This is a genomic window from Halogeometricum limi (assembly GCF_900115785.1).
Classification (GTDB): domain Archaea; phylum Halobacteriota; class Halobacteria; order Halobacteriales; family Haloferacaceae; genus Halogeometricum; species Halogeometricum limi.
This window is the reverse complement of sequence record NZ_FOYS01000002.1, coordinates 122,835-141,484: the sequence shown is the minus strand read 5'-3', so window position 1 is coordinate 141,484 and position 18,650 is coordinate 122,835. Positions and strand designations below refer to the sequence as shown.

At 66.7% G+C, this 18,650-nt stretch carries 17 protein-coding genes; 2 read left to right on the top strand and 15 right to left on the bottom strand.

The genetic code is table 11. The features are described 5' to 3' along the window. Window position 1: 1 nt before the first annotated feature. From BM282_RS05590 to BM282_RS05560, 8 genes are all read right to left on the bottom strand, one after another. Entirely contained in the window at window positions 2-1,441 is a 1,440-nt protein-coding gene (locus BM282_RS05590) for a geranylgeranyl reductase family protein (protein ID WP_281244792.1), read from the bottom strand. Between the two features lie 54 nt (window positions 1,442-1,495). Next, window positions 1,496-1,654, bottom strand: coding sequence for a hypothetical protein (locus tag BM282_RS18425; protein ID WP_175501397.1), 159 nt, complete (start codon window positions 1,652-1,654; stop codon window positions 1,496-1,498). A 50-nt stretch (window positions 1,655-1,704) separates the two neighbouring features. After that, window positions 1,705-2,631: a hypothetical protein gene (locus BM282_RS05585; RefSeq protein WP_089877753.1), complete on the bottom strand. Its 927-nt coding sequence runs from the start codon at window positions 2,629-2,631 to the stop codon at window positions 1,705-1,707. 78 nt (window positions 2,632-2,709) lie between these two features. Next, window positions 2,710-3,810: an ABC transporter permease gene (locus tag BM282_RS05580; RefSeq protein WP_089877749.1), complete on the bottom strand. Its 1,101-nt coding sequence runs from the start codon at window positions 3,808-3,810 to the stop codon at window positions 2,710-2,712. Then, the gene (locus tag BM282_RS05575; protein ID WP_089877745.1) at window positions 3,807-5,159 is read right to left on the bottom strand and encodes an ABC transporter permease; all 1,353 of its coding nucleotides are present in this window, start codon (window positions 5,157-5,159) and stop codon (window positions 3,807-3,809) included. The genes BM282_RS05580 and BM282_RS05575 overlap by 4 nt, the downstream gene beginning before the upstream one ends. Further along, on the bottom strand, window positions 5,156-6,778 hold the full coding sequence (locus BM282_RS05570) for an ABC transporter ATP-binding protein (RefSeq protein ID WP_089877742.1): 1,623 nt from the start codon (window positions 6,776-6,778) through the stop codon (window positions 5,156-5,158). The genes BM282_RS05575 and BM282_RS05570 overlap by 4 nt, the downstream gene beginning before the upstream one ends. Before the next feature lie 239 nt (window positions 6,779-7,017). Then, window positions 7,018-8,151: a BMP family lipoprotein gene (locus tag BM282_RS05565; RefSeq protein WP_089877739.1), complete on the bottom strand. Its 1,134-nt coding sequence runs from the start codon at window positions 8,149-8,151 to the stop codon at window positions 7,018-7,020. Window positions 8,152-8,288: 137 nt separating this feature from the next. Continuing rightward, the gene (locus BM282_RS05560; RefSeq protein WP_089877737.1) at window positions 8,289-9,671 is read right to left on the bottom strand and encodes a phosphomannomutase; all 1,383 of its coding nucleotides are present in this window, start codon (window positions 9,669-9,671) and stop codon (window positions 8,289-8,291) included. A 96-nt stretch (window positions 9,672-9,767) separates the two neighbouring features. Here BM282_RS05560 and BM282_RS05555 point away from each other — a divergent pair, with 96 nt between their 5' ends. Both BM282_RS05555 and BM282_RS05550 read left to right on the top strand, forming a co-directional pair. Continuing rightward, window positions 9,768-10,049 carry an acylphosphatase gene (locus tag BM282_RS05555; RefSeq protein WP_089877734.1) on the top strand — a complete coding sequence of 94 codons (282 nt, stop codon included), beginning with the start codon at window positions 9,768-9,770 and terminating at the stop codon, window positions 10,047-10,049. Between the two features lie 49 nt (window positions 10,050-10,098). Beyond that, window positions 10,099-10,344, top strand: coding sequence for a hypothetical protein (locus BM282_RS05550; RefSeq protein ID WP_089877731.1), 246 nt, complete (start codon window positions 10,099-10,101; stop codon window positions 10,342-10,344). 23 nt (window positions 10,345-10,367) lie between these two features. Here BM282_RS05550 and BM282_RS05545 read toward each other — a convergent pair whose 3' ends face one another. The 7 genes from BM282_RS05545 to BM282_RS05515 all read right to left on the bottom strand — a co-directional run bounded on the left by BM282_RS05545 (window position 10,368) and on the right by BM282_RS05515 (window position 18,602). After that, window positions 10,368-11,144, bottom strand: a complete 777-nt coding sequence (locus BM282_RS05545) for an inositol monophosphatase family protein (RefSeq protein WP_089877728.1) — start codon at window positions 11,142-11,144, stop codon at window positions 10,368-10,370. A 92-nt stretch (window positions 11,145-11,236) separates the two neighbouring features. Then, window positions 11,237-12,040 carry a TrmB family transcriptional regulator gene (locus tag BM282_RS05540; protein ID WP_089877726.1) on the bottom strand — a complete coding sequence of 268 codons (804 nt, stop codon included), beginning with the start codon at window positions 12,038-12,040 and terminating at the stop codon, window positions 11,237-11,239. Then, a complete protein-coding gene (locus BM282_RS05535) occupies window positions 12,037-14,619 on the bottom strand; it encodes an efflux RND transporter permease subunit (protein WP_089877723.1) in 2,583 nt (860 codons plus the stop codon). Before BM282_RS05535 ends, BM282_RS05540 begins: the two co-directional genes overlap by 4 nt. Before the next feature lie 3 nt (window positions 14,620-14,622). After that, on the bottom strand, window positions 14,623-16,494 hold the full coding sequence (locus BM282_RS05530; RefSeq protein WP_089877718.1) for a COG1361 S-layer family protein: 1,872 nt from the start codon (window positions 16,492-16,494) through the stop codon (window positions 14,623-14,625). A 152-nt stretch (window positions 16,495-16,646) separates the two neighbouring features. Next, on the bottom strand, window positions 16,647-17,348 hold the full coding sequence (locus BM282_RS05525; RefSeq protein ID WP_089877716.1) for a DICT sensory domain-containing protein: 702 nt from the start codon (window positions 17,346-17,348) through the stop codon (window positions 16,647-16,649). Window positions 17,349-17,409: 61 nt separating this feature from the next. Beyond that, complete coding sequence (locus BM282_RS05520) at window positions 17,410-17,877, bottom strand: hypothetical protein (protein ID WP_089877714.1); 468 nt, start codon at window positions 17,875-17,877, stop codon at window positions 17,410-17,412. 53 nt (window positions 17,878-17,930) lie between these two features. Continuing rightward, window positions 17,931-18,602, bottom strand: a complete 672-nt coding sequence (locus tag BM282_RS05515; protein ID WP_089877713.1) for a helix-turn-helix domain-containing protein — start codon at window positions 18,600-18,602, stop codon at window positions 17,931-17,933. Window positions 18,603-18,650 lie beyond the last annotated feature (48 nt).

Genomic DNA, 18,650 nt, shown 5'->3' with positions numbered 1-18,650 from the left:
GTCAGTACTTGGGTTCTGCGCCGGTGACGTCGTAGACCGTCTCCATCAGACGGTCACGCTCCTTCTGCCACCCCTCCATCGCGCTCGGACGGCGGGGGTACCGCTCGTAGTGCCGCATCACGTCGTCGGCGGCGTTCTTCGTCTCGTAGAACTGGTAGATTTCGCGCCAGAAGCCGTAGGACTCTTTCGCCGTCTGCGCGATGAGGCGCGGGCCGAAGGAGGTGGTCCCCGAGTAGAGCGCTTCGGCGAACTTCTCGCCCGGCACCCGAGCGAGGAGTCCAGTCAGGCCGTCCACGTCGATGGCCGTCGAGAGGATGTTGTAGACGTCGAGGCTGGCGTAGCGGGCCCCGAAGTGGTCCATCACGCGTTCGTTGTAGTGCCAGAGAGCAGACTCGCTCACGTCGCCCTGTTCGATGGCTCGGACGGCCTGTTCGCCGGCGTACTTGCCGGCGTAGGCGGCACCGGCGATACCGCCGCCGGTGGTCGGATTCACGTGACCCGCGGCGTCGCCGACGGCCATGAAGCCCGGTGCGACGGCGGAGTCGTACGGGCGGCGCGTCGGCAGGGCCGCGCCGAGTTTGTCGGTGACCGTCGCGTTCTCGAACTCCGGGCGGGCCCGGAGGTCCTGTTTCAGGTCCTCGACGAGTTTCATCGGCTGTTCGGTCATCTGGAAGCCGAGTCCGGCGTTGATGGTCGTCTCCGTCCGGGGGAAGTACCAGATGTAGCCGGCGGCGACTTCGGCGGGCTTGAACACGAGGGCGTCGGACCACTCGACGGGTTCGTCGACCTCGACGATTTCGCGGTACGCCGAGCAGAACTGCGAGTACGAGACGTTCGTGTCGAACGTCGCGTCGGACAGGTCTGCTTTGTCCTGCAGGAGCGACAGCGCACCCGCCCCGTCGATGGTCACGTCGGCCTCGTACTGGACGACCTCACCCTTCTTCTTGCCGCGGACGCCGGTGACGCGTCCGCTCGCGTCCTGCGTCACGTCTTGGACGACGGTGTCGTAGTGGAACTCGACGCCTCGCTGTTCTGCGCCCTCGATGAGGAGACGGCCGTACTCCCAGCGGTCGATGACGGCGAGTTCGCCGGGGACGGGAATCTCCAGGACGGAGTCCTCCTGCGGAATCTCGAAACGGCCGTGGTCAACGTCGGTGTTGGTGAACGCCGGTTCTATCTGTTCTTTCGGGATGGCGTCGGGGAACGCGTTCGCGCCCTTCAGCGCGTCACCGCAAGCGATGTGGCCCGCCTCTTCGGCCGTCTTTCGCTCGACGATGACCACGTCGAGACCCTCGCTCGCGATGGTTGCGGCGGCGTAGCACCCGGAGGTACCCGCTCCGACGACGACGACGTCGTACTCGTGGGTGGTTGTCATTGACTCAAACTCTCGGGGGCGAGCGGAAAACTCTTTATTTGTCGATTTCGCGAGGGCATCCCGGATGAGACCGCCGAGAAGCAGCCAGACGACAGTTTCAGGACGTCTCCCGTGATTCCGCTACGAGAACAGTTCGTCGCCGTCCGGTGTCGACGGGTCGACCGGTTGCCGCCACTCGACGTCGAACGTGGGGAGTGCCGCAATCGTCGCCTCGTTCCGGCGAATCTGCCGTTCGATGCGGCGCGCCAGCGTGTCGATGTCCTCGTCGAGTGTGCTCATTCCACGTCTCAGTTAGCGCCGCCGGAGTATCAGTGTTCTCGCCGACGGCCTCACGTCTCGTCCGGGTCGCGGACCTCGGTGCCGAACACCATCTCGCCGTCGCCGAGTATCTCCGCGTCGTCGGTGTCGCCCCCGTCCGGTAAGTCGGGGTCGGAGGGGTCGGCGTCGAGTATCTCCGCGCCGTCACCGGCCGTTCCGGTCGTTCCTGCCGTTCCTGCCGTCCCGGCCGCGTCTACCGCCTCGGGCGTCTCCGCCACGTCTGCCGCTTCCGCCGCCCCGGAATCCGGTGTCGCTTCCGCTTCCCGTTCGGGAGTCCGCCCGTCCGTCTCGACGAGCGTTCGAGTCGCGGCCGCGTCGTCGGAGTCGTCCAACACCCGCGCCCCTTCGGCGAGTTGGCGGAACTCGTCGACGGTCGCCTCCCCGGGGCCGTCCGCCTCGTCGGTCGCGAGGTACGACTCGACCCGTTCGCTCGCCCGCCGAGTCGCGTCCGCGAGTGCGTCCGTCCCCGCGGACGACTCGGCCGGGTTCGGGGTCGAGGCCGACGGACGTGGTGACCGCCCCGCCGCCTCGGTGTCGCCGTCGGCGACGGCGCGTTCGACGGCCGCCGTGACGCGCGCTTCGACGTCCGCCGTCGCCCCCTCGACGGAGTCCGCGACGGCGCGTTCGGTGGCCAGCGCCACCGTCTCCCGAAGGTCGTCGTCGTCGAGACTGGCCTCGTCGGCGACCCGTTCGGCGGTGAGTCCGGCGGTGCTGTCGAGGCGGACGGCCGTCCGTCCCACCGCCGCGACGACGGCCCCGACGCCGACGAGTGCGGCCGTCGGGACGAACCGACCACTCGCCGGAAGCGACGCGAGGGTGGTTCCGCCGTCGAGGCCGTACCAGACGCCCGCGCCCGCGAGACCGAGTCCGATAGCCGTCGGTGGCAGCGCTCGCAGATGATACCGCGCGGCGTGTCTGAGCGCGTCCGGGAGTCGCATGCGCGGTGCGTCGTCGTACCGGTAGTTAACTCTCCCGTCCTCGTTACAGATTTTGAGAAACGGCGCGGCGACGGTCGCTCAGTCGTCGCCGGACTCGTAGTGTTCGCCCGCCGCCTCGGGGATGCGGGTGCGGCCGACGAGAGCGAGGACGACGATGACCGTCACGTACGGAATCGTCTGGATGAGCGAGTCGGGTATCGCGTAGCCCGGCACCTGTTGGAGGCGAATCTGGACGGCTTCCAGTCCCGCGAACAGGAACGATGCGCCGAACGCGCCGATGGGGTTGTAGTTGCCGAACAGGTAGGCGACGATGGCGATGAACCCCTTCCCGTTGACCATCGTCTGGTTGTTCCCGATGAACTGACCGAGGCCAAGCGAGAGCGCCGCCCCCCCGATGCCGGTGAGGAACCCGGAGAGGAGGACGCTGGCGTAGCGAACCCGCGAGACGTTCACGCCGACGGTGTCGAGTGCGCGGGGGTTCTCGCCGGAGGCCCGGACGTGGTTGCCGAACGACGTGCGGTTCAGCACGAACCACGAGGCGGGGACGGCGAGTAGCATCGCGTAGACGGCCGGCGTCGCACTGAAGAACGCCCCGAAGAGGGGAATCTCCGAGAGCACCGGAATCGTCCACGTCGGCAGCGACGTGCCGAGGTTCTCGGTGTTGACGCCGCCGTAGTACACCGTCGCGGCGAACGGCGCGAGACCGAGGGCGATGAGCCACACCGCCAGTCCCGCGATAATCTGGTCGGCCTTGTAGCGGATGCAGACCACCGCGAACAGCCCCGAGAACAGCACCGACGCGAGGATGCCCGCGGCGAATCCGACCCAGAGGTTCGGGATAAACAGCGTCGTCTCCGTCGGCCCGAGGATGGCGGGCACGAGGATGGCGACGAACGCCGAGACGATGAGCAGGCCTTCCAGACCGATGTTGATGACGCCCACCTTCTCGGCGAAGATGCCGCCGAGAGCGGCGAACACGATTGGAACCGACAGACGGAGCGCGGAACTGAGCGTGCTCCGTTCGGTGATGATGCCGAAGAGGTCGGCCCAGAGACTCTCCGGGAGGAGGAGTCCGAGGACGGCGATGGTGACGAAGATGCCCACCGCGCCGCCGACGAGCGTCTCGCGATACGACCAGTCGCGTTCGAGGAGTCCGGTCAGTGTGTTCTGCGTGCTCATTCGTCGTCACCTCCGGTGACGCCGCCGTCCGTCGCGACGGCCTTCGAGTCGTCGGCGTCGAGGTCCACGACGTTCGTGCCGATGGCGCGGAAGAACTCCGGCATGGCGACGAACAGGATGATGAGACCACGGAGGACGCCGACGAGTTGTTTCGGGACGCCCGTCTCGAACTGCACCGCCAGCGACCCGGACTTCAGCGTGCCGAACAGGAGTGCGGCCGGGATGGTTCCCAACGGGTTGTTGCCCGCGAGGATGGAGACGGTGATACCGTCGAACCCGAGGGCGGGCACGCCCGTCTGCCACTTACCCATCACCATCAACACCCACACCGCGCCGCCGATGCCGCCGAGGGCACCGGAGAACATCATGCTGGTGACGACTGTTCGTTTGGCGTCGACGCCGCCGTACTCCGCGGCCTCCGGTTGGATACCGCTCGTCCGCAGGTCGTAGCCGTACGACGTGCGTTCGAGGAAGAACCAGATGACTCCGACGAGGACGAGTGCGAACGCCAACGCGAACAGCGAGAAGTCGCTGCCCTGCGGGAACACCACGGAAGAGAGCGTCGCGTACCCCGGCAGGGGAGCCGTCTCGACGACTTGCGACTCGGGGTTCCGGAAGAACTCGGAGACGGCGACGAACGCCAACTGCGCGGCGATGAAGTTGAGCATGATGGTCGTGATGACCTCGTTCGCGTCGGCGTACGCCTTCAGCGCGCCGGGGATGGCGGCGTAGAGGCCGCCCGCGACGGCGCCGGAGAGGACGCCGACCGGAACGAGGAGGAGTGCGCCCGCGAGACCACCGGGGAGGACGGGGACGAGGCTTCCGACGACGAGTGCCGTCACGAGTCCGCCGACGACGAGTTGTCCCTGCGTCCCGATGTTGAACAGTCCGGCGCGGAAGGCGACGGCCACCGAGAGACCAGTGAAGATGAGAAGCGTCGTCTCCTTCAGCGTCAGCGCGACGCTGAAGTTCAGCGGGTTCCATCCGGCCGTGAACAGCGCCGTGGTCAGAAGCGGCCCGGTGAACGTCAGCGGTCCGGTGAACGGACTCCACGTGGGGTTCACCAGGTTGCCCGCCATGATTCCCGGGTTGAACGGCTGTCCGAACGCGCCGTTGAACAGGACGAAGTAGACTTCGAGCGGGTCGTAACAGAAGCCGAGTCCGAAGTAGACGGCCGCCGCCTGCGTGCAGGTGGCGACGCGCCCGGACGTGAGGATGATGCCCGCGCCGACGAGGATGGCGAGGACGAGTGCCGCGAGACTGATGAGCAGTCGTTCGACGCCGGAGAGGGCGACGAGGCGGCGAAGCAGCGATTCGACGGTCCGTCTCGCGTCCGTTCCGGCGCTCATCGTTCACCTCCGTCGGACGGGACGTCCGACGCGGCTCGGGAACCGCTCGTTCCCTCGCCCCTCCCGTCCGCGATGGCGTCCGCCTCGGCCGCGGAAGCCGCGTCGTCGGGGTGTTCGCCCGCCATGAGCAGGCCAATCTCCTCTTCGGTGACGTCCTGCGGGTCCACGACGTCCATGAACTCCCCGTCGTGCATGACGGCGAGGCGGTCCGAGAGCCCCTGCACCTCGTCGAGTTTCGAGGAGACCAACAGGACGGCCTTCCCTTCGTCGCGGAGTTCGAGGAGTCGGTCGTGGATGAACTCCGTCGAGCCGATGTCGACGCCGCGCGTCGGGTGCGTGGCGACGACGAGGTCCGGATTCCGCTCGAACTCGCGGCCGACGATGAACTTCTGCTGGTTGCCGCCGGAGAGCGAGACGGCGTCGGCGTCGGCGTTCGGGGGCCGCACGTCGTACTCGCGGATGATGTCCTCGGCGTGGTTGCGCGCGGTGTTCCAGTCGATGTTCCCCCGTTCGGCGAACGGCGCGCGGTGTTGACTGCCCAGAATGCCGTTCTGGACGAGGTCGAACTCCATCACGAGGCCGCGTTCGTGGCGGTCCTCGGGGACGTACGCCATCCCGGCGTCGATGCGGTCTGCGCGCGGCGCGTCGGTGATGTCCTCGCCGAGGTAGGTGACGGTGCCCGTCGTGGGTTTCCTGAGCCCCGTTATCGCCTCGATGAGTTCCGCCTGCCCGTTGCCGTCCACGCCGGCGATACCGAACACCTCGCCCTCGCGCACGTCGAACGAGACGTTCGAGACGGCCTCGATGCCGCGGTTGTCCTCCGCGGTGAGACCGTCGGTCGAGAGCACCACGTCGCCGGGGTCGCTCGGCGCTTTCTCGGTCTGCAGGAACACTTCGCGGCCGACCATCAGTTCGGCGAGTTCCTCCCGGGAGGTGTCCGCCGTCGTGACCGACCCGACGTTCTTGCCGTCCCGGAGGACGGTCACGTCGTCGGCGGCGTGCAACGCCTCGCCCAGCTTGTGCGTGATGAAGATGATTGTCTTTCCCTGGTCGGTGAGTTCCTCGAAGACGCGGAACAGGTCGTCGACTTCCTGCGGCGTCAGCACGGCGGTCGGTTCGTCCAGGATGAGGATGTCCGCGCCTCGGTAGAGCGCTTTGAGAATCTCGACGCGCTGTTGCACGCCGACGCTCACGTCCTCTATCGTCGCTTCGGGGTCGACGTCGAACCCGTATCTGTCCGACAGCTCTCGCACGTCACGCCGCGCGCCTTCTCTGTCGACTGCGAGTCCGAACCACTTGCGCGGTTCGTTGCCGAGGACGATGTTCTCGGTCACGGTCATCGGGTCCACGAGCATGAAGTGCTGGTGTATCATCCCGACGCCCGCGTCTATCGCGTCCCGCGGCGAGGAGAACTGCCTCTCCTCGCCCTCGATGACGACGCGTCCCTCGGTCGGTCGGTAGAGGCCGTAGAGGACGTTCATCAGCGTCGTCTTCCCCGCGCCGTTCTCGCCCAGAAGTGCGTGCACCGTGCCGCGCTCGACGGTCAGGTCGACGTCGTCGTTCGCGACGACGCCTGGGAACCGCTTGGTTATCTCGTCGAGGTGGACCGCGGTGGTCATGTTACCCACCTATCTCGGGTGTTCGCTTAAACGCGTTTGGTTTCCCGGTCATTCGTGAAAGACACTCACCGTTAGATTTCGGACAGATGTGGCGCGAATCGGCCAGCTTCAGACATCGACCGAACAGTCAGTTTTGCGCTCGTTTCGTCGAAGAAGCGTGACATGGCTCGGCGACTCGGCGACGAGTCTCGCCAGTCTCGCGCGGCGTCGAAAGAAATCGTGCGTTCGGAGTCGGCTCTCTACTGCGGTTCCGTCGGGACCGAGATGTCGCCGTCGATGATGGCCTGACGGCTCTCTGCGACGGACGACTTCACGTCCTCGGGAATCTCCGAGCCGAGTTCCTGCCCGTAGACGCAGGCGACGCCGTCCTGTTCGAGGCCGAGCGTCGTCAGTTCGCCGCCGTTGTACGAGTCCTCGGCGACGTTCTCGACGGAGGTGTAGACGGCCGTCTCGACGCGCTTGACCATGGACGCGAGGATGACGTCGGCGTAGTTCGGGTCGGTCTGCGACTGGTCGGAGTCGACGCCGATGGCGAACTTACCCTGTTCCTGCGCCGCCTGGAAGACGCCGAGACCCGTCCCACCGGCCGCGTGGTAGACGATGTCCGCGCCGTCCTCGTACATCGAGGTGGCTATCTCCTTACCCTGCGCGGAGTCGGAGAACGACCCGGCGAACGCCGAGGTGACCTCGATGTTCTCGTCGGCGTGCTCGACGCCCGCGGTGAATCCGGCCTGGAACTTCTGGATGAGGGGGACCTCGAACCCGCCGACGAAGCCCACTTTCTTCGAGTCGCCAGAAGTACTCCCGGCACCGGCCTCGAACTGCTGGTTCGTCAGGAGGCCGGCGAGGTGGCCGACGAGGAACGACCCCTGCTCCTCTTTGAACACGTAGGACGCGACGTTGTCGCGTTCTATCTGCTCGTCGACGAGCATGAACTTCTGGTCGGGGAAGTTCTTCGACGTCTCCTGCAGCGCGGACTTCTGCGCGAAGCCGATACAGCAGACGAGGTCGTAGTCGGGGTTCTGCGACTGGGCGAACCGGCGCTGGAACGTCGGGAACTCCTCGGCCGCCGAGGGCTGACCCTCGTTGTAGCTGACGTTGAGTTCGGACTCCGCGCGTTCGATGCCGCGCTTTGCGGCGTCGTTGAACGACTTGTCGCCGAGGCCGCCGAGCGCGTACACCATCCCGACGTTCACCTCGGAGTCGGCCGACGCCGTCGACTCCTGCGTCGTCTCCGCCTCCGTCGATTCGCTCGTCGACTCGGCGGACTCCTCCGTCGCCGTCGAACCCGACTCCGTCGGACCGCCACTGCATCCGGCCAGTCCTGCGATACCCGCGACACCCGTCGCCTTCAAGAACTTGCGTCTATCCATAACTGTGGACACCTATCACGTAGACCATCACGAGATGAGCATAAGTGCGTCGCTTCGATTCTCAGCATCCGAAACGAGGAGTCGGGAGTCCGCGAGAATCACGCTCGTGTCGTCGGGAAACGGTTACTACGGCACACTCACTCGGCGGAGTCGAGAGCCGACTCCACGACGGCGCGGGCGTCGGCGACGAGTGCGTCCACGTCGTCGGCCTCGGCGTAGATTCTCACGTACGGTTCCGTCCCCGACGGACGGACGAGAACCCACGACGCGTCCGGGCGTTCGACGCGGACGCCGTGTTCCGTATCCACGTCGGCGTCGGGGAACGCCTCCGGGAGCGTCGTCTCCAACCGCGCCATCGCGGCCCGTTTCTTCTCGTCGGGACAGGCGACGCTCACCTTCCGGTACGGTCGTTCGGTGACGGGTTCGCGGAGCGCGTCGAGGCCGTGTTCGGCGACCAGACGGGTGAACACGCCCGCGGACGCGACGCCGTCTATCCACCCGCCGAGTCCGGGGTGGACGTGCTTCCACGGTTCGGCGGCGAACACCACGTCACCGCCTCCGGCGCGGGCGGCGGCGATACCTTCGTGGAGGGCGCCGAGACGGACGCGTTCGACTCGTCCCCCGGCCTCGCGGACGCGTTCGTCGATGCGGCCGGAGGCGTTCGGCGTCGTCACGACGACGGGGTCGTCGACGTCGGAGTCGCGGACGAAGTGTTCGGCGACGATGGCGATGACGGTGTCCTCGTGGACGATGTCTCCCTCGGCGTCGACGACGACGATTCGGTCGGAGTCGCCGTCGTGTGCGATGCCGAAGTCGAAGTCCCCCCCGGGTTCGGTGTCGTCGTCGGCCAGGAAGGCGCAGAGGTCGGTCAGTGTCTCGGGCGTCGGTTTCGACTCGCGGCCGGGGAAGTGACCGTCGACCTGTCCGTTGAGGGTGACGACGCGCGCGCCGAGTTCGCGGAGGACCTGCGGCGTCCCGAGCGCGGACATCCCGTTCCCGCAGTCGACGACGACGTTCAGACCGTCCGCGTCGGAGCCGTGTTCGCGCGCGTACTCGACGACCGCTTCGCGGTACGACGGCAGGACGTCGACCGACTCGCTCTCGCCCCACTGGTCCCACGCGGCGGGCGAGGGGTCGGCGGCGACGCGTTCTTCGACGCCGCGTTCGAGCGTCCGGTCGTACTCCTCGCCGTCGACGAACACCTTGATTCCGTTGTCCGTCGGCGGGTTGTGCGACGCCGTCAGCATGACGCCCCGGCGGCCGCGGGAGGCGAAGGCGAGTGCGGGCGTCGGGACGACGCCGGCGCGGCGAACGTCGGCCCCGGCGGATTCGAGTCCCGCCTCGACGGCGGCGGCGAGTGCCGGGCCGGTGATTCGTCCGTCGCGTCCGACGACGACTTCCGCGCGTCCGTCCGACTCTACCGCGTCGAGACCCACCGCACGACCGACCGAGAGCGCGAGTTCCGGGGTGACTCGCGTCACCGCGTCGCCGCGAATCCCGGCGGTACCGAAGAGTTCCATACCGACGACTCGACCGCCCCGCACTTAGATGGCTTCGATTCCCGCGATGGAACCTCGGCCATCTGATATTTGACGCTGGCTGTGGTACCGGGAGGTATGTCCGCCGACAGAACGCGCGCTCACGTCTTCGTCACGGGGAGAGTACAGGGAGTGTACTACAGAGCGAGCACGCGGGACGCGGCCCGCGAACGCGACGTCGACGGGTGGGTGAAGAACCTCGACGACGGCCGCGTCGAGGCGGTGTTCGAAGGCTCCGAAGACGCCGTCTCCGAGATGGTCGAGTGGTGTCACACTGGGAGCGACGCCGCCGAGGTGGAGGACGTCGAGGTGACGTACGAGGAACCGCACGGCGAGTCCGAGTTCGGCGTCCGGTGGTGACGACTCGTCGACGGGCAACAGATAAGTCGGTGCAGTCGTCTCCGGACGTATGTTCCGTCGTTCGACCACCGACCGCGCCGGGTTCGGCGTCCTCACTTACTTCTACGGCCTCGTGACGTTCGTCGGCCTCCTCGTCACCCTCGGAACCGGGTTCCTCCTCGTCAGGGGACCGTTCTTCGGCGGTCGGTTGCTCGAACCGACGCCGCTCATGGTCGCATTGGCCGGGTTCGTCGTCGGTATCGTCGTCCTCGCGTGGGGCGCGTCTCGCGTCGCGGGCGTCGGCTCTCGTATCTGAACCGAGTCGACGCCGCCCCGCCCTCAGAACTCGAACAGGTCGAGGACGTCGTCGTGCGCCTCCCCGTTCGAGGCGACGATGCCGTCGCTGTCGTGTCGCCACGGTTCGCCGTCGAGGTCGGTGACGGTGCCGCCCGCCTTCCGGACCATGTGCGCGCCGGCGACGGTGTCCCACGGATGCGACTCGCCCAGTCCGAGTGCCACGTCGATGTTCCCGGCGGCGACCATCGCGAACGTCACCTGCGCCGAACCGATGCGCCGCATGTCGCCGAGTTCTCGGAAACAGGTCTCGACGACGTCGAGATATCGCCCGCGATTGGAGTCGTCGACGCGGAGCGTCGGCGCGACGACGAACCGTTCGACGTCCGTCTCCTCGCTCACCGTCGTCTCGACGCCGTTCTTCCGGAAGCTGTCTTCGTCGGCGACGAACGTATCGCCGATGGCCGGGCGCGTCACCGCGGCCGCGACGGGGTCCGCGTCGCGGACGGCGGCGACGGCCTGACACCACGTCGTGAAGCCGTGGAGGTAGTTCGTGGTGCCGTCGATGGGGTCGAGTATCCACGCGTCGCCCGTCTCCGGGACGGCCTTCGGCGTGTCGCCCTCCTCGCCGACCACCACGTCGTCCGGGTAGTGGTCGGCTATCACCTCGCGGATGGCGACCTGCGCCTTCTCGTCCGCCTCGCTCACGACGTCTGTCTTCGAGGACTTCTCGTTCGTCTCGATGTCCTCTTCGAACATCTCCATCGCCACCTCGGCCCCCGCGGCGGCGGCCGCTTCGGCGACCGCTTCTCTGTCTGTCATGTCAGGACCGTCGAAGCCGAGCGAGAAATAGCCACGGGGAGAGTATGAATCGCGTCACCGACCGGCCGTCGGAGCGCGTCGTCGACGACCGTTCAGACGCCGATCATCGACTCGATACCGCCCTCGATGATGCGCGAGAGGATGTCCGCCATCGCGGTGTCGGCCGACCAGATGGCTGTCTCCTCGCCCCCCGGCGTCGGGGGGACGACCGAGAGGAGGACGGCCCGGCGGTCCACTAAGAGGACCCGTCCGGTGAAATCGGCCGGGGGGTCTTCGACGGGGCCCGTCGCTTCGACGCGGGGGACGTCCGCGAACAGGTCGCGGAGGGCCGGGTCCTCGCTGACGACGCGGACGTGGACGTCTGCGGCGGCGCGTTCTTCGAGCGTGGCGACGAACCCGTCCGGAACGAACGACGGGTCCGGCGCGGCGAACAGCACGCGTTCTTGCGCCTGTTCGGCCAGTTCGACGACGCGGTTGTGGACGGGTTCGCGCCCGCGGACGGTCCACACGTCGTCGCGCGTCTCGCCCGCCGTCCGTTCGGCGCGGGCCGCTTCGAGGTAGTCGAACGCCCGGTCGGCCTCCGTCTGGAGGCTCTCGGCGAGGCTCTGTCGGGCGGCGTCCAGACTCACCGGTCGGTACCGCTTCGGCGTCGACTGCTGGAGTTCGACCAGTCCGAGGTCCTCCAGTTCCTCGGCCGCGCCGTACACTTGCGACCGGGGGACGTCGGCCACGTCGTGAATCTGTTTCGCCGTCCCCACGCCGAGTCGTTGGAGCGCGACGAAGACGCGCGCGGCGTAGTTCGACAGGCCGAGGCGTTCGAGCGACTCGACCGCTTCGTGTTCGTTCGTCGCGGCGTCGCCGGTCACGCCGTCGTCGGGGCCGTCACGGTCGGTCATCGCCCGTCACCGCCGTCGAACGGGAACTCGAAGTCACCGGTCGGCGTCCCGCCGTCCGTCACCAACGGGTCGTCGTCGGCGTTACGGCCGGCGTCGGCGGGCGGTTCTTCGGTTCGCATCGGCACGTCGGGGCTCTCGTTGGCGAAGCGGTCCCAGACGACGAGGGCGGAGGGTAAGACGAGTAGGGAAGCCACGAACGAGTAGACGATAGAGATGGCCGTAAGCACACCGAACTGTCCCAGCACCGAGAGGACCGAGAGGACGAGGACGCCGATGCCGAACGCCGTGGTGAACATACTGCCCATGAGTGCGCCGCCCGTCCCGACGACGGTGCGTTCGAGTGCGGTGTGGAGGTCCGTCTTCTTTCGCTCGTCGAGGAACCGGTGGACGACGTGGACCGAGTAGTCGATACCCAGTCCGATGGTGAGAGAGAGGATGGTCGCGGTGAACGCGTTGAACGAGATTCCCAAGAGGCGCATCGTCCCCGCGACGCCCGCGACGGAGACGACGATGGGCACGAGGTTCGCCAGCGCGATGGACGGTAGCCCGTCCAAGAGCCAGTAGATGAACACGAGGAACACCACCGTCCCGCCGAGAGCGAGTGCGAGACTCGTGACGGCGGAGGCGAAGATGAGGTCCGACACCTCCTGGAAGACGACGGTTCCGCCCGTCGCCGTCGCGTCCATCCGGAAGCGGTCGGCGACGAGTCGGGCGTCCGCCGTCGCCTCCTGGTCGCTCGCGTCGGCGGAGACGGTGTAGACGACGCGCGCGCTCCGGTGGTCCTCGGCGAGGTAGCGCTCGGCCTGCGAGGACACCGGCGAGTCGGCGAGCGCGTCGTATATCTCGCCGAGGTTGTCGTCGGGGACGCCGTTGTCGTTCACGTCGTTTCGCGCGACCAGTCTGGCGAATTCGGGGTCGCGGTCGGCGTAGTCGCGGATGACGGTGACGATGCTCGTCGACTCGGCGCGGCGGTCCTCCGAGACGAACGACTCCGGCGGGTCCTCGCCCGCGCGGTATAGCTGTTCGAGGGCGGCGTCGTTCTCCATCCGCCCCTCGACGTATATCGTGACCGACCCCCCCTGCGAACTCGTGAACTTCTCCTCTAAGAAGTTCAGCGTGCCGACAACGGAGTAGTCCGAGGGCGCGAACGGTTCGGGAAGCGACTTCAACAGCGGCGAAACCTCTTCGGGCGGCAGGAAGTCCTCCTGCGTGAACGAGGTGTCGACGCCGGTGGCGTATCCGGCCGCACCCGCGGTGAGCAACAGCGTGAACACGAGAAACAAGACGGGAATCCTGTCGGCGACGACGGCACCGACGCTGAGGACGTCACCGAGCGCCGACCCCTCCTGTCCGAGCGGTTTCTGGCTGAACGTCGGGATGGGCCACGACTCCTTGCGGCGGTCCATCCACACCTTCGCGGCGGGCAGGAAGATGCCGAAGATGAGGAACGTGAAGACGATGCCGACGCCCGCGACGATACCGAAGTCGCGAATCGGCGGGAGGTCGGACGCGAGGTTCGAGAGGAAGCCGATGACCGTCGTCCCGGTGACGATGAAGAACGCGACGAGCAGTTGGTCCGTCGCCACGCGCATCGCGTCCTCGATGTCGAGGCCGGTCTGTCGGTCCTCGCGGTAGCGGTTGATGGCGTGTATCCCGAAGTCGATACCGACCGCCAGCAACAACGGCGGCACCGATATCATAATCTGATTGAACGGGATGCCCGCCAAGCCGAGGAAGCCGAACGTCCAGACGACGGCGAGTGCGAGCGAGAACGTCCCCAAGAGCAGGTCCAGTAAGTCGCGGTAGGCGACGACGAGGAACAGGACGATGAGGATGACCGCCGCGGGCGTCACGATGAGAAGCGAGTCGGTGATGACCGCGCCGAACTCGTCGGCGATGATGCCGCTGCCGAACACCGTGATGTCGCCCTCGCTGTTCTGGGCGATGCGCTGTACCTTCTGCTGGATGGGCGTCAGCGGACTCGACCCGGACTGCCCGGACGAAGAGGACACTTCAGCCGTCAGCGAGTGCTGGACGACGCCGATGGTGGCCGACGCGGAGGCGCTCTTCTCGTTGAAGTCGTCGCTGACCGTCCCCGTGAACGCGGGGTTGTCGGCGTTCTGCCGGACGGCGGCGCGAACGTCGCTCTGCGTCGCCCGTTCGAGTGTCGTTATCTGTCGTTCGAGCGTCGTCGCCTGCGGGTCGATGGTCCGGGCGGCGACGGCCGCCGCCGACGACGTTCGCTCGACGCGCAGGGAGGGTTTCGACTCTATCTCCTCCTGCGTCCGGAGCATCTGCAGCATCGACTGCTTCGAGAGGACGTTCGGCGACCGCTGGATGAGTTGCGTACTGCCCGTGTCCTCGCCGAACACCGGGAGGAACTCGTCGTTGATGCGGTCGAGGGCGTTCTGCGCGGGGATGTCCTCGGCGAACTGCTGGGTCCCCGACTCCGTGGAGACGTTCCCCAGACCGACGCCGAAGAGGGCGGTGACCACGAGGAACGCCAGGATGACTTTCCCCGGACGTTCGACGATGTGGTCGTCGACCCAGTCGACGATGCGTTGGTAGTCGTACGCCATCGGTTAGTCCCGACGGACGTAGACGAAGCCGGCGATGCCGACGATACCGAGCACGATGATGCCGATGAGGCCGAGTGGCAGGCCGTCGCCCTCGGACTCGGTCACCTCCACGGGAACCTGATAGGTGTCGGAGATGGTGGTCTCACCTCGGCTGTCGTCGTACTGGAAGTCCATCTTCACGGGGTAGGTCTTCGCGAGGGCACTGCCGCCGGCGGAGAGTTCGAAGACGATGGTCTCCGTCTCACCCGGGCCGAGTTCCTCGACGAAGGCTTCGGAGTTCGACGAGGAGAGCGGCGACTCCGCGTATATCTTCGCGGAGATGTCGCTCAGCGGTTCGTCGCGCGTGTTCGTGATGTTGACGCGGAACTCGCCCGTCTCGCCCGCCGCGAACGACCCGTTCACCGGCGTCACCTCGAACTCAGCGGACTCCGGCGCGATGTCGGTCTGGACTTCGAGCGTGTTGGACGTTCGCTGTTGGTTGTCCTCGTCGCGGTAGGCGACCTGGAAGCCGAACTGTCGGGGGCCGCCGCCGGAGGACGAAGAGACTTCGACCTGGAACGAGAACTCGCGGCTCTCACCGGCGTCTAAGTTGCCGACGGCGTACTCCGTCTCGACGGGCGTCACCGTCTGCCCGGCGGGGTTGAACTGCAAGACTGCGTTCGTCACCGGGTCGTCGCCGGTGTTGACGAGGGTGCCGCTGAGCGTCCCCTCCTCGCCGACCCGGAGCGAACTCTCCAGGTTCCGTATCTCGAATCCGGCGTTGCTCTGCCCGACGCGGACGGGCACGTCGACGACGTCACTCTGGACCTGGTCGCCGTCCTGGTTGCGGAAGTTCACCATGACGCCGTACTGTCGCGGGCCGGGGTCGGCCTCCGACTTCACGTCGACGGTGAAGGAGAACGGCGTCGTCTCGTTCGGCGCGAGTTCGCCGACTGCGTACTCCGTCTCGACGGCCTGCGCGGTGGCGCTGTTCGACTGGAAGGTGACGACGGCGTTTCTGGCCGTCAGCGGGCCGGTGTTCGTGATGTTACCGGTCACCTTGCCGCTGTCGCCGACGCGGAGCGAACTCTCGACGTCGGACACCTCGAACGTCATCTCCGGAAGCGCGGTCATCCCGACGGTGAACGCGGGACTCGTCCGAGCGTTGCCCGATGCGTCCTTGTAGTCGACGGTTCCCTCCAAGGAGTAGTCGCCCTCCTGCGCGGACTCGCCGAGTTGGGCGTCGTACTCGAACGTCTTCGTCGCTCCTTGCTTCCAGTTCTCGACGAACCGCGTCGCCTGCTGTCCGCCGCCGAGGCGCACGTCGTTGTTGTTCGAGGTGAGCGTGAACGTCGCGTCGGACGCCGCCTGCTCGCCGACGTTGCGCACGTCGACCGTGAGCGTTCCGCGGCCGTCCACCGTCGCGGTGGAGTTCGTGTCCGCGACGACGAACTGCGCACCGCTCTGGACGCGAACGGGGACGTTCAGGTTCTTCGTAATCTGCCGCTGGTCGCCGCCGTTCGTCTCGAACTCGTACGTCACCCGCAGCGGAATCCGGTACGTGCCCGAGTCGATGTTGGCGGGAACCTGCATCCGGAGCGTCTGCGTCACGGGTTCACCGTCCGCCAACCGCGGGACGTACAACTGTTCTGTGAGCACGTCTATCGGCGCGTCGTCACCGACCGAGACGCGGACGTTCGTGGCGGTGATGGTGCTGTCTTCGGTTCCGCGCGCCTCGTTGAGCAGTTGGAAGCTGACGGTGTTCTCGGTGCCCGGAGTGACCGTCGGTTGCGGGACGATGGTCTGAATCTCCGGTTCGGACGTGAGTGCTGTCGCGGGCGTCGCACTCGCGACGAGCGAGACGACCAAGAGTATCGTGAGCGATTTCCGTATCATGTGGTGGGTGCCCGTCGTGGAAGCGAACTACCTCGGGCCGGAGTAGTCCTCGCGGTATTCGTTCGACTAATCGGACCGGGCACATATAACGTGTTGTAAATTTCGACAAACAGAACCTCAGTTTGGGTGGTAGTAGAAATCTACAACCAAAGTCACGGCAGCGGCGCGTACCGCGCCGCGAGGTGCGAGAGAATCGCGTCGACGACGGCCGGGTCGTACGTCCAGAACCCGCGGAACACGTCCGGGTCGCGTTCCTCGGCCAGAAGCGCGCACTTCGCGTCGTCGTCGCCACCGCCGTCGTAGACGACGAACCACGTCTTCGCTATCTCGTCGTCCTCGACGAGGTGGACGTCGACGCCGTCGAGGGGCGGCGCGTCCGCGTCCGGGACGGCGTACGCGTGGATGTCGAGTTGCTTACGCGCCAAATCGCGGTACACCTGCTCTTGCGTCTGGAGCGCGGAGACGCGTTGGAACCCCGCGTGGAGCGACCCGTGGCCGTAGCGCCACGCTCTGTCCTCTATCTCCCTGGACGTGGCGACCATCTGCGACCCGTCGTACGAGGAGAACGTCGTCCGGTCGATTCGCGTCAGCGCGTCGCCGAAACAGGCCTCGAAGGCGTCCTGTGTGAGCGGCGAGGAGAGCGACGAACAGTCGGTGAACAGCCTCGACCCGTCCTCGTGAACGAGTTCGGCGTGTCCCGAGAGCGTCCCGCCGTGGGACCGACTCTCCACCGCCACGGAGTAGGGCGCGAGGTACTCGCGTACCTGCTCGACGAGGTGGTCCGAGGCGGGGTCGTAGAGGACGAGCGTTCGCTCGCGTTCTCTGACCGACCCGATGATGTCTCGGAGAGCCATCTGATACCGCACTGTACGAACCCTGCCGATAAATGGTTTTGTGAAGGACCGGAGGTGAAATTTAGCCGCGGAGCGCGTCTTCCGGCCTGTTCTCTTCGGTGACGCCGAACTCGGCGAGCGAGTCGACGACGAGTCGGGCCTCGACGAAGTCGCGCTGTTCGACCATCGGGTCGTCGCCGTACGCCGACAGCGTCTCGCGGGCGTCGGCGAGGAGACGCGACTCCAGTTCGGTCTGGTCGGGTTCGTCGCGCGTCTGGTTCAGCATCGCCTCGAAGTCCTCTCGGATGCTGAACGACGCCCGCGCGACGTTGCACCGCGAGAGGGGGTTCATCCCCATCTCGACCAGGTCACAGACCAGTTCCCAGTCGCTCTCGCAGAAGTGAATCGACGCCCGTCCGACGATGTCGCGCCACGCGATGGGGTCGGAGTGTTTCATCAGGCGCACCGCACGCGGGGGGATGTCTACCCGAGCGACCGTCTCCGGGTCGTCGCAGAGACAGCAGGGTTGCTCGGTCTTTCCCGTGTACATACCGACGCTTGGCTCTCGGTCGGTTTGTGCGTTCGCCTCCCGGCGAGAAAACGTCAGTTGGAGATGCGACTGCGGCAGGCGTCGGCGAACGACGCGACGTGGACGTCGGCGTCTCGCTCCAGAGAGACGAGTACCTCGGCGTCTGCGTCCATTCGGAGTCGGAAAAGCATCGACTGCTCGAAGCCGCGGACGACGAACTCGCCTTCTCCCGTGGGTAACTCCTCCAGCTTGTCGTCTATCGTCGCATCGCCCGCTCTGATGGCCGCGATGACGTTCGACAGCGACTCCTCGTCGTACGTCTCGCGCACCGATTCGGAGGCGACGAAGACGTTCGAGTCGTCGCCGTCCCGCGCGGCGGCGAGTCGGAAGTTGTCGGGATGCTCGGCCTGAAGAAACTCCACCAACGGCATGTAGGGGAACGCGTCCGCGCCGACGAACGAGACGGAGACGGACGCCGCCTCGCCCTGAAGTTTGACGAGCGCCGCCTCGCCCTCGCGGGTGAGCCCGTACAGCCGACCCTTCTGCTGCGATTCGGGGACGAGCAACTCCACGACCCCTCGGTCACGGAGTTCCGAGAGCGCACGCGAGACGTGCGGTTGCGCCAAGCCGAGTTGCGACGCGATGCGTGACGGAAGCTCCGGTCCCTCGTCGTCGAGGAACTCACAGACGGACGCTCTGTACCGCGAGCTCGCGATGTAACCCGCAGTATCCCAAGAGTCAGTCATCGGTGGAGTGTTCCATTCTAGTGCCACTCCGAGACGGACACGGGTATA